The 12,996-nt window shown below is 33.3% G+C and carries 6 protein-coding genes and 2 tRNA genes; 6 read left to right on the top strand and 2 right to left on the bottom strand.

The window, feature by feature from the left end; translation table 11 throughout:
- Positions 1-3 precede the first annotated feature (3 nt).
- Positions 4-1,272 (bottom strand): hypothetical protein, encoded by a 1,269-nt coding sequence (locus tag ACTPNM_RS04975; protein WP_440120854.1) that lies wholly within the window; start codon positions 1,270-1,272, stop codon positions 4-6.
- The gene (locus ACTPNM_RS04970; RefSeq protein ID WP_440120853.1) at positions 1,265-1,996 is read right to left on the bottom strand and encodes a type III pantothenate kinase; all 732 of its coding nucleotides are present in this window, start codon (positions 1,994-1,996) and stop codon (positions 1,265-1,267) included. Before ACTPNM_RS04970 ends, ACTPNM_RS04975 begins: the two co-directional genes overlap by 8 nt.
- 109 nt (positions 1,997-2,105) lie before the next feature.
- Between ACTPNM_RS04970 and ACTPNM_RS04965 the strand changes: the two genes are divergently transcribed.
- From ACTPNM_RS04965 to ACTPNM_RS04940, 6 genes are all read left to right on the top strand, one after another.
- A tRNA-Phe gene (locus tag ACTPNM_RS04965) sits at positions 2,106-2,178 on the top strand.
- A 63-nt stretch (positions 2,179-2,241) separates the two neighbouring features.
- Positions 2,242-2,314: transfer RNA gene (locus ACTPNM_RS04960), tRNA-Phe, on the top strand.
- Positions 2,315-2,919: 605 nt separating this feature from the next.
- A complete protein-coding gene (locus ACTPNM_RS04955) occupies positions 2,920-4,740 on the top strand; it encodes an AAA family ATPase (protein WP_440120852.1) in 1,821 nt (606 codons plus the stop codon).
- A gap of 4 nt (positions 4,741-4,744) precedes the next feature.
- A complete protein-coding gene (locus tag ACTPNM_RS04950; RefSeq protein WP_417799396.1) occupies positions 4,745-5,380 on the top strand; it encodes a 4Fe-4S single cluster domain-containing protein in 636 nt (211 codons plus the stop codon).
- The gene (locus tag ACTPNM_RS04945; RefSeq protein WP_440120851.1) at positions 5,377-11,571 is read left to right on the top strand and encodes a protein kinase domain-containing protein; all 6,195 of its coding nucleotides are present in this window, start codon (positions 5,377-5,379) and stop codon (positions 11,569-11,571) included. The genes ACTPNM_RS04950 and ACTPNM_RS04945 overlap by 4 nt, the downstream gene beginning before the upstream one ends.
- Positions 11,568-12,902 (top strand): coiled-coil domain-containing protein, encoded by a 1,335-nt coding sequence (locus ACTPNM_RS04940; protein ID WP_440120850.1) that lies wholly within the window; start codon positions 11,568-11,570, stop codon positions 12,900-12,902. Before ACTPNM_RS04945 ends, ACTPNM_RS04940 begins: the two co-directional genes overlap by 4 nt.
- Positions 12,903-12,996 lie beyond the last annotated feature (94 nt).

Raw genomic sequence — 12,996 nt, 5'->3', positions numbered from 1 at the left:
TTGTTAATCTATTTTATTCTTATGGAACCACTTAAGACTATTCAAAGATAAACTTAATCTTACGTTAAAGTAGTTTTCTTTTATTAAGTTATTGTTAGTCGTTCCTCTTTGCCCGTACTCAAATCCAACATTTACGTTTGATAATTGTCTCGGTAATGGCAATCCTAATCCAACATTTATGCCAAAGTCTTTTACAGAAGTAAAATTATCAGTAGTTTTTACTAATAATCCTGTATCTTCAAAACGCAAACCTGCTCTATAGGTTACTCTATCCCAATAACTTGAAATTGAATTAATTTTTGGTATATAGTACCCTCCTATTGCAAACTTACTTGAGTCATCGTATTTATGTGATGATCCATTAGCTATAAAAACACTATTACTTCCTAAAGCACTTTGGAACTCTTGATTCACTTCTACATACCATTTATTTTCTTTTCCTAGACCAAAACCATAAGCACTTTTTAGAGGTACATTTATATTTCCGTCTAGAGATCTATTAAATAATTCGTCTCTTGGAATCTCTTGCCCAGATCCACTAAACGATAATGAGTACATCTTCTCTGACCCTCTTGCAGATAAATCTGTAGTCATTGTGAATGATGCACCTGTAGATAATTGTAATTTATTTTTTAATTCTGTTTTATATTGTAACCCTAACTTAAACTGTCCACCTCTAATATTAAAAGACTCTTCATGTTTAGTAGCTAAAGCTACATTAGCTCTCTGATTTAAAACACTATTTTCTATGTTTCCAAAAATAAAACTTGCTTCTGCTCCTACAGACAAGCCTTTGTATGCATACATACCAAAACTTGCATATATCTTGTTAGCCCCTCCTTCTCCTGTAAATAAAGTAACGTCATCGGCGTTAGCATCATCTAACAAAGAATACCCCACAGATGAAAAAGGTTGTAAACCGACAGATAATCCTGCTTTTTTTCCAATAGGAAATCCTAATGAAATATATCTTAAACTTGTTGAGTTTCCTGTTTGAGAAGCATCTTGCTCCTTAACAGTTAAAAAAGTTAAGCTACCTCCTATTGCATAGGTTGCAGCCCTTAAATCAGCATTTGACGCTGGGTTTGTAAAATTTAGGTGATGATAATCTTTCATTGCAACACCAATACCTCCCATAGAAGCTTGTTCTACTGTTACTGCCTCAAAATTTTCACCAATACCAAAATAAGAATATGGTGAAGCACTGTTTCTTTGTGCTAATATTGCCGACGTAGTTAGTACAAAAACTCCTAATATAAATCTCTTAATCATTCGCTAAATTGTGTATCAAAATAGTATGTAACCCCTCCAAAACAAAATTTGGATGGGCAAATATGACACTTTTTAATTGTTTTGACAAAAAATATGTATCCCCTCCTGTTAAAACTACTGTTAAATCTGGATATTTCTTTTGATATTGTGCTATAATTCCGTCTATTTCATTACAAACTCCATTGATAACTCCTGAATGAATTGAACTTTCTGTATCAACACCAATAAAGTTTTCTACTTCTCTTGTTTCTAGTAACGGTAACTTTGAAGTAAAATTATGTAATGCTTTATACCTCATAGCTATCCCTGGTGAAATAGCGCCTCCTAAGTACGCTCCTCCTTTTATAATAAAATCGTAGGTTATGCATGTACCTGCATCTAACACTAACACATTTTTATTTGGAAATGTATTTATAGCTGCTGATGCTAATGCAATTCTATCAACTCCTAATGTTTTTGGCGTTTTATATAAATTTTTAAATGGAACTTTTGTGTTTGAATCCAAAAAAACTGGATTCAAAAGTTCTGCTATTTTTTTCATTTCCTCATCTGTAAAATTAGCTACAGATGACACAATACTATGCGAAATTGAAAAATTTGAAATTATTTTTTTCAGTTCTGGAATTATATTTATTTTTTCAAAAGTAAAGACTTCTTTAATAGTATCTATTTCAAAAACAGCTACTTTAACTCTTGTATTGCCTACATCAATAATTAAGTACATATTTCATTTCTTAGAGCTTGTAAATTTACGGCACATTTTTTTAAAGCTTTTACTTTGTATAATTAAAAAACGATTGTATATTTGCATCCGCTTAACGAAAGTAGCAACTGGTGCCTTAGCTCAGTTGGTAGAGCAAAGGACTGAAAATCCTTGTGTCCCTGGTTCGATTCCTGGAGGCACCACAATAAAACTCGTAGCGCTTGTTACGAGTTTTATTTTAAAGATGTTACTTTTAAGCTATGACTGGTGCCTTAGCTCAGTTGGTAGAGCAAAGGACTGAAAATCCTTGTGTCCCTGGTTCGATTCCTGGAGGCACCACGATAAAAACCCGAACAAATTTGTTCGGGTTTTTTAGTCAAAAAAAGTAAAACATCCATAGCTACAACACTTATTACTACAATTATTTTAAACATCAATTCTTGCTCCTATCATCAAAGGAGTGTAAACTTTTATTTCAATTTTAGCAGTTTCAGTACACATAAAACTAAAGGATTCTTGTTAAAACCTTTATTAAATATAGCTTATAAGTACTTGCTTTTTTAAAAACTTATATATAATCAAATTTTCTTTAATCATTTTTGTAGTTATATATTTGTTTATTTTTAAATTGGTCATGTTAAAACAAGACCGATTAACACTTTTGTAAGGCCTTATCATATCTTAAAGATAACAATGAAACACGCTATTTATATATCTCTCAACATTGTTGAGTATTGATGCTTCTCTTATGAGTAAGGTTGAAAGAAAAAAAATTGCAAAACATGAAAATATTAATCAACTCATTAAGTTTTTTGCGCTACATGCAGTAAACGTTATAACGCTTTGGTTAACAGATCAAATCTATACTCTTGCTGTTAATGTTAATCAGAGTTAAGCATTAAGCGTTTTAAAAGTTGTGATAAATGAGTTAAAATAAAACAAGAATGAATAACACCAAATCTCGCTGGTTACAAGATTTCAGAAGGTTTGTCCCCTTAAAAAGTCAATTTTTCCTTTCAGGTAATATTAAGGATTTTCAGTTACTGAAAAACGATTTTGGCACCTACAGTTGGCATCGATTAGAAAATGTAATAGACTCGGAATTAAAAAGCATGGGCTATGCACATGTGATTTACTACAATCCATTGACTGGTTTTGATATTCCTTTTTTTACAGAAACCCCAGAAGACAAAAAAGCTCTTTTTCAAAAACTTCAAATCCCACTTCAGCAAGAAGGTGTCTATAACGACTTACAAACCTTTAATACCGTATTGCAAAGGATTATTCACTATCCTGATGAACCCATTGGCTTGATTGTCGATTTCGCCTCTCAGTTTTTAATGAACCCTGAAAATCTGGTAAAAGCAGAGCACGATTCATTTAGTATGGCTCATATTTTATCTCAAACTACAGAAACCAGACCTTACGGCAACCCTCCAAATCCTTATTATAATATCGTAATTTGGATAGTAGATAAAGAAGGTGACTTGCCCGATTGGATGGTAGTTAACAACCCAAAAATAAGACATATACCTATTGGAAAACCCAATCATATTGCTCGTAGAAGATTAGTGCATCCAATTATAGAGAGCTTAAGTAAAGACAAAAACAATGTAGATGCTATAGTTACTGAATTTGTAGACGAAACCGAAGGCTTATTACTGTTAGACTTAGTAGCAATTATAGAGTTAGCTAGGTCAGAAACTATACCAATTTCCATGATTGCAGATGCAGTACGACGATACAAAGTGGGTGTAACTGAAGACCCTTGGATGAAAATTGAACGTAGCAAAATTGAAAACGGTGAAGCTTATATCAAAGAACGTGTAAAGGGGCAAAACCATTCCGTACAACATATTATGGATATTGTAAAACGGGCCATCACTGGAGTGGGGAATTCTAAAAAAAATAACCGCCCAAGAGGTGTAGTTTTCTTAGCAGGACCTACAGGTGTTGGGAAAACCGAATTGGCTAAGACCTTGACCAGTTTATTATTTGGTGATGAAAGTGCTTATATTCGGTTTGATATGTCTGAGTTTAGCGCTGAACATTCAGATCAACGGTTAATTGGTGCTCCTCCAGGATATGTTGGTTATAATGTTGGTGGTGAACTCACCAATGCTATCAGAGAAAAACCATTTAGTGTAGTCTTATTTGACGAAATTGAAAAAGCACACCCTAGAATATTAGATAAATTTCTTCAAATTCTAGACGACGGAGTACTTACGAGTGGACGAGGTGACACCGTTTATTTTTCTGAAGCACTGATTATTTTCACTTCAAACCTTGGGATTTATAAAAATTCGACTACAGGTGAACGATTACCAAATGTAACTTATGAAGATAGTTTTGAAACAGTTGAAAAGAAAGTACGACATGAAATCGAAAGCTATTTTAAGTTTGAACTCAATCGACCTGAACTACTCAATAGAATTGGAGACAACATTATTATTTTTGATTATATACGTAAAGATGTTGGTGAAATGATTTTTGATATGATGATGAAAAATAATATTAAAGGGATTCAAAAACAATTGGGTATTATACTACATATTCATCCCGAAGTAATGCAAACGCTAAAAGAATTATCTGTTGCTGATTTGAATAATGGCGGTAGAGGTATTAGAAATAAAATTGAATATCATTTTATCTCACCTTTTTCCAGAGCTTTATTCACATTAAATCCAATTAAAGGAGAAACGATAGAAGCAACTTCTATTTCTTTTGAAAACCGAAGTACTACCATTCATCTAAATAAAAAATAATCGAATGGATATAGGAATCTCACGTTTACATTTTCCAGTAACTACACTTGGCCCAGGACAAAGAATTGGTATCTGGTTCCAAGGGTGTTCTATACATTGTGAAGGCTGTATTTCAGCAGATACCTGGCAGTTCAACAGCAATTCAATAAATATAAAAGAAGTGACAAATCTACTAAAAAAGTGGCTTCCAAAATGTGATGGCATTACTATTTCTGGCGGCGAACCTTTTGATCAAGAGCCTGCTTTAGAAGAGTTACTAAAATTTCTTAAGTCTTATAAGCTTTCCGTTCTAGTATATAGCGGATATTCTTTTCAGAAGTTAAAAAATAAAAAAGTTATACAAGAAGAATTGATTGATGTGTTGATTTCTGAACCTTATGACTATACAAAAACTCAAACCCAAGCCTTATTAGGAAGTGATAATCAACAAATTCATTTTCTTACTGATTTAGGAGAACAAAGCTTTACTAAATACTTGGGCAAAAAACCCGATAAGAAATTGGACATACAGTTTGATGATCAGACACTTTGGATGGCGGGTATACCTATTAATGGAATGAATAAAATAACGGAAAGCTTTCGGAAAAATGAAGTTGAAATAACTAACACACAATCGGTAATAAAGCAAAACAAGAAATGAAATACGTACGACTTTGCCCTGCATGTAATAGTGAACGACCAGTAACTGAAATGTATTGTCAAAATATAATCGGTAATTCACCTTGTAGTTGGTTATTGATGAATGTGCCCCAAACTCCAGTTGGCGGCCGAGTCGAAATTCAACATGAAGCTGAAGAATCAATCAAACGATTTTGTAAAAACGAGCATGAAGTTGGAGAAGACGATTTTATGTGCATGGAATGTGGTGCTGATATTCAAGAGTTAACAGTTCAGGAAGAAGAAACTATTAAACAAATAGATTCATATACCATTATTGAATCTGTCGAGATTTCAGGAGCTACTAAAGAATGTTTTTTAGTTAAGGATACTGATGGTAAACGCTTTTTTTTAACTTATTATCATGAAAATTCTGAACCTGATAAAGCAATTTATGATGTACTACACCGAGCAGATGTGGATCATATTGCACAATTGGTTAAAACAGGCTATTGTAACAATCGCTTTTTTGAAGTTTCAGAACATATCCAAGGAGGATCTCTCAATGATTTAGGATATATCAAAGAAAATAGAATTGAAACTCTGGTAAATGAAATTAGTCGAGCACTTCGAGATTTCTCAGAAGCGGGCTTTAGGCATCGTAATCTATGTCCCAAAAACATTCTCATCCGTGACAATGAAACCTTTGATTTGGTGATTATCGATTACAGTTCTGCAAGATTATCAGATTATGACCTCGATACCGATACACCTTTACAATTAACCAGATATACAGCTCCGGAAGCTATAATTGGTGGAGTAAGTCCTGCTTCGGATTGGTGGAGTTTAGGAATGATAGTTTTAGAGCAAACTACCAAAGGAACATTCTTTCAAGGTATCAACGACAAAGCATTTATGATCCATTTGGTAACCAGAGGTGTTCAAATTCCAGAAGGCATTGATGAACGTATACTTTTATTACTAAAAGGTTTGTTGTGTAGGGACCCTCTAAAACGATGGCGTTGGGAACAAGTGGAAAAATGGTTGAATAAAGAATACGTTACACCTCCTATAGAAGTTACTCTTGAGGTTGATCATAAAAACGAAAAAACTATACAACTCGGAGATACATTCTATACCAATGTAAGCTATTTTGCACTTGCAGCAGCTGAGGAGAATAACTGGGAAGAAGGTTTGGCTTTATTTACTTCGGGTGAAATTTCAAATTGGATAAAAGAAACCCTTGGCGAAGGTAAAATAACTGCTACTATCAGAAATTTGCGTTCTAAAGAGAATATTGATTTAGAATGGCGATTTTCATTAGCTTTAATGCACCTCAATGAAGCTTTACCGCTTACTTGGCGAGGACAAATTATTATTCCTGCTTGGTTGCTTAGCAACCCTACACTCGCTTCAGAACTTATAGTAGGAGACATTCCTGATTATTTGGATACTCTTTCACGCGAAAAATGGTTGGTCAACCTTAAAAGTAGAAAGCAAAATGTATTACATAAAGCAAAGAGTTTGGATATTGAATTAGATTGTGATAAGTTCAAGATCAATTCTCTAAGCACTTCTAGGGTGCGATTAAAATCTGAATTAAATCTTTTACGTCAAATTTATCCTGATGCCAAAAACATCAGTCTATCGGATTTAATGGGAGACATCCGACTCAGTGAAGAAGATTTAATACTAGTTTTAAGCGCCCAACAGGATCAATTTATCCCCTTAGAGCAATTGATTAAAGATGCCTCTAATTTGGCGATAAAAATAAAAATTGAGTCTAATGAAAGCTTCTTCCGAGAGGTTCTAATAAAACCCAGATTAGAGATTTACGAATCACTACATGAACATTTAGAGGGCTTTTCGCAGAGTAATAACGACCACTTAAATCGTTGGGCAGATCGTTTCAGAATAGAAAGGCGACTACCAATATTGCAATCGATTTTGTGTTTATCAATTCCCAAAGAAGAATGGGTCATCCCACCTAAGCATGAATACGCGTCTAGCTTATTGAATTTTTTTGAAAGAAAGATTATTCATACTGCCTCCAGAGGACCTTTGGTAAGGTTAATTATTTCTAAACATTCCCCTCGTTTAGATTTAAAAGCATTGGGTACACCCTTAAAACCTTCTGAAAAACTACTCAATAGTATTATTAATCGCTCATCAAGTACGGAAAAAATAGACCCACTAAGTTTCAGTCAAGACCCATTACTTAGTTACCGAACAAGAAGATTAGCTTTACGAACAGCAAACTTTAAGCGCGATACAGGTTTGGATTCTTTGTATTTAGGATTTCCTTTTTTAATTAATCAGTTCAAAAAAAACAATCGCCCCCGAATCTTGCCTATTATCCTATGGCCAATTACACTGGATTTTAAAAACCGTTCAAATCCTACATTAGAAATTGGTTTTGACAAGGTTCGTGAAGAAATCCGACTGAATCCAGCACTTTCAAGTTCCTTAGAGGCTGAGGAATACAAAAGAATAACACAAATTTATCAAGAGGTTTTAAGTAGACAATCTTTAAGTATTTCAGAGGTTATAGATGCTTTCGGTTCATTTGTGAAATCCGAGACTTCAAAGCTTGTTACCCATCCAGAAATCACTTATATGATGGAAAATACAGGTTTGAAACTACATGGCTCTGGAGTGATTTTTAACGCTAATTTTACAGGTCAATCAATTAGTGAAGATTTGCGTTTGCTTCAAAAACTACCACATTCGGGAACGGCTATGGAACCAATTTTAAGAATCCACACACCACAAATACCCGAATATGAGCCTATACAATCAGAAAACAATCGCTTTACTGTAGTAAATGTAGACCCTTCACAAGAACGTGCAGTAATACATAGTCGGTTAAAACCTGGTATTGTGATTGAAGGTCCTCCAGGTACAGGGAAAAGTCAGACAATTGTCAATATTATTTCCGATTGTATTGGAAGGAAAGAAAAAGTATTAGTAGTCTCTCAAAAAAGAGCAGCAATTCAGGTAATTATGAAGCGCTTGGAAGCCGTAGGCCTAGACAAAAGAGCACTCTCTATCACTGATATTACCAAAGACAGGCAAGAAATTATTCGGAGTATTCGCGAACAGGTTTCTTTAGATTTAAACGAATCCGAACAACAAAATATACTTAAAAAAATTACATTTAAACGAAATGATCTAACCAAACAAATAGACAGACTGGAATCGGAATTAAATACAATCTCTAAGGAGATTCATGTACTTGATGAACAAGCAGGCGCAAGTTATCGAAACATTTTATCAGAACTCATTGAAATTCAAGACAATGATTATATTGATATTCCTGAGGCACGGAATTTTTTAGAAAACATTTCAGCAGATGAATTGAATATTCTTGAAACAGAAATCAGCACGTTAATACATGATTGGCTACCTTCGAAATATGAAGATAATGCACTCTCTAATTTAAAAATTACACAATATGATGACGCTACAAAAAAAGTAATTAAACAAAATATAGAACGATTTAATGAGGTTGAAACAAAAAGAGTAGACTGTATAAAACAAACCACAGGTGTCTATGATAATGAACACGCTCAATTCTATAGAACATGGTTGTATAAAAACGAACAAAAACTCCTAAATATTACTGATAAAGAAGCCAAAAATGCTAAAATTTGGTTTGATTTGATTTGGGATGAATTCAATGAAAAATCCATTGGCGATGATATTCTTAATGATTTGAAAAAATTATTGGAAGATCTCAAAAAATTGATTTTCAACTATAAAAAAGTCAATTTTTCTATTTTTTTAATACAATCTGAAGATGAAACTCTAGAAAAAATAATTCAAGCTTGTGATAATCACCTAAACAAATCCATTTTTAAGTTTCTTAACCCTTTAACATGGAAACATCAGTTTCGATTGAAAAAAATTCTCAAAAAATTTAAACTTCATACTAATAAAGAAAGTATAAACCGACTAAAAACAAATTCGGAATACGAAATTACTTTTAGAGCATATCGAAATCACTTTAATAATGTATTAAGAAAGTTAAACAACACACTAGAGCCTAATACCGAACCCAAGTTTCTTGCTGTAAAAATTAGTGGTAAAATTAACGAACTATTGGAAACGATTGTTTTAGCAAAAGCACTAAAACAATGCCCTCTAAAAGACGAAGCTAAAAAAGTTTTGAAATCTGGTAAGAAAGTCGAGTTTCAGAACTTTATAAGAGAGTTGAACAATGCCAATAAACGTTTTGAAAAAAGACAAGAATCATACGAAAAACTGACTGACCTAAAACAATGGTTAGAAGATTCTAGTTTTAAAACTTTCCTTTCAAACATAAAAAATAACGATGTAGATTTGTCGGTTGTTCAGATGATGTCTCAGGACATTAACCACTTTATTCCATATCAAAAATTCAGGATAAGACTAGGAGGTAAACCTCAACAAGACATCACTTTACACCTTTTAACTATTCTTAGAAATTACGAAGAGCAAATTGCTCAATATACTTCAGAACGTTGGTCTAAAATTATCCGAAAAACAATACGACGAGAAGGTTTGTTGGGTTGGAAACAACGTATTGAAAAGCAAACACCAGCCTTACTAATGGCTGATAGTGATGTTGACCAAAATGTACAATTACTGGAAAATAATTTGGCTGAAATAAAAGCATTAAACAAAGAATTACTTACCCTAAACTATGATTTTGAAAAAATTGGCTCAAAATCACGATGGCACAGCATTACGCGACTACGAGGACAGAACTATAAAAAACTTCGAGAATTTATTCATTTAGGTGACGATTTAGGTTTAATGGATATTCGTCCAATTTGGTTGATGAGTCCAGAGGTAGTTTCTCAAGCCTTACCATTACAAGCAGGGTTGTTTGATGTGGTAATTTTTGATGAAGCTTCTCAAATGTTAATCGATCATTCTATTCCCTCACTTTATCGTGCAAAACGTGTAATTATAAGTGGTGATGAAAAGCAAATGCCTCCGGCAAATTTCTTTGGTCATAAAATGGATGATGACGAAGGTGTAGGTTTAAATATCGAACTCAGTGAGGATAATTCTGAAGAAGAGTTAACACTATACGAAGAGGCTTGGAATAAAAAAGAAGTCAAAGATTGTCCAGATTTATTGACATTAGCCAAAACGGTTCTTCCCACCACAACACTTCAAATTCATTACCGTTCTCAATACAAGGCGCTTATCAACTTTTCTAATCATGCCTTTTATTCTGGTCAATTACACATTCCTGCTTATCATCCCAAAAACGTAATTGAAAAAACAAAACCACTAGAAGTCATTCGAGTAAATGGTATTTATAATGAACAAACCAACGAAACTGAAGCTGAAGTACTAATTGAATACTTATATAACCATTGGCAGTTGCCCGAAAATGAAATTTTAAGCACAGGTATTGTAACCTTCAATAAAAAGCAGGCAGATCTTATAGAAGATAAAATTGAAGAAAAAGCACTTTCAGATGAAGTCTTTATGGAAGCTTTAAATCGTGAACGTAACAAACAACAAGAAGGAGAAGCCATGGGCTTTTTTGTTAAGAACGTAGAAAATGTTCAAGGAGATGAACGTGATATGATTTTGTTTAGCACTACATTTGGTTTTAATAAACAAGGAGTTTTCCGCCGCAATTTTGGAGCCCTCGGTCATCGTGGAGGAGAAAGGAGACTCAATGTAGCTATTACAAGGGCAAGACATAAAGTTGTTATTGCCACTTCAATGCCCATTAAAGATATTTCTGACATGCTTTCCACTGGACGATCTCCATCAAAACCAAGAGATTACATTCAGGGTTATTTGAAATATACTGAAACACATTTTGATAATCAGATAGAAGTTGCTAATCAATCATTAAAAAGACTTTCATCAAGAAAAACCAAAGAAAGCAAAGCACTAAAAAATGATGGTTTTAAAAATACTGTTAAAAACTACATTCACAGTTTGGGCTATGAAACCGTAGAAAATAATGATAACAATGTTTTTTATTTAGATTTAGCCATTGAAGACAAAAAAACAGGAAGGTTTGTAATTGGGGTTGAATGCGATGTACCTCACAATCCATTACTTAAAAATGCAAGACATCGTGAAATATGGCGTCCATTGATTTTGAAGAAATCGATTCCTCATATACATAGAACTACCTCTTATAAGTGGTTACAAGATACAGAGAATGAAAAATTAAGGCTGAAACACGCCATAGAAAATGCTTTAAACATAACACCATGAGCGGACCAAAAGTTATACGAATCGTTACCCCAGCAGAGCGAAAATTGATAAAGCAAAGGTGGTTAACTCGATTAAAAAACAAAATAGAACAAGTGAAGGCTTATGCCATCAAACACAATATGTTTACAGAAGAACTTCAAACTGCTTTGAATGAAACATTGGAGTATTACCAAAATATTTCAGAAGATAATTATAGAAAAATAGAGCGAGAAGTTTCTGGACAAATTGAGTTTCTAGATAAGGAAAAGAAGAATTTGGTAAAAAAAGTAGTTAAAATTAGAACTTCTAAATGGGAATCATTTAAGAACCTAAAGAGTACACATAACGAATTACGTTTCTTACTTAAAAAGAAAAGTATTGATTTTCAAGATTTCGACACTCCATCAAATATAAATGAAATAGAAGAATACCGTGAAAAAGTAGATTATTTGTACAGCCTTTTAAAAGAAGCTTATTTTGACTCTCAAACATTAACAGATGAACAAAAAGCTATTCAAGAACGATTATCTTCTGGTGAAAGCTTGCTATCTGTGCAAAAATGGCGTTCCAATCGTCCTAAAGTGGTTTCCAGACTAAAAAAGTTGGAAAACGCATTGAAGAAAATGTATATTTCTGAAATTTCTCAGAACAAAATACAGGAGTTTATGGATCGTTGTACCGAATTAGATGAAGAAGCCCCTAATTACGATTTGTTATTGGATTCATTAACTATCCAGGTAGCCGAATTCAGTAAAAATCAATTAGCATTACGAGAAGCTAAAGAAGAACTTAAAACAGCCGTTGACCAATTGGAATCTTTAGAATTGAACCTGAATTTTATTGATAAATGGACAGTATTACTTAATTCAGATAATCTAGATGATATAAAAAATGCCTTAGAAAAAGCTAAATATTTATATGCTGAGATTTCGGAGAAAATCATTGTTGAAGCCCGACGAAAGGCTATTAAAAAGGCATTGCAAAATGCAGGTTATGAAGTTAATGACACAATGGAAACTGCATGGGTTGAAAACGGAAGTTTAGTAGTAAAGAAAGCAAAAAGTTCGTTATATGGCGTAGAGTTTATGAGCCCCAAAAACCTAAGTCGTATCCAAGCACGAGTTGTTGCCGATAAAAACAGAAGTCACGAACGTAGCCCAAACCTCGATAAAAACCAAGAGGAAGTTTGGTGTGATGAATTTCATGATATCAAAGCTATTTTAGAAAGTCAGAATTTGTCTATTGCTATAGATAAGGCTGAAGAAACAGGCTTAGTAAAATTAAAAGAAGTTACTCTAGGTGGTAGTTATGTAAAAAAAGAAGTTAAAACAAAGAAAAGAAAAAAGCTTTAAATTTAATAAATCGATGCTCAAACCTTTATACAGCATTGTGACAACATATTACTATTTTAGAGAAAAAATAGAACGATAATGAAACTCGGTAAAT

Source organism: Tenacibaculum sp. Ill, from assembly GCF_051938915.1.
In the GTDB taxonomy this organism is placed as follows: Bacteria; Bacteroidota; Bacteroidia; order Flavobacteriales; family Flavobacteriaceae; genus Polaribacter; species Polaribacter larymnensis.
This window is presented reverse-complemented; position numbering and strand designations above follow the sequence as displayed.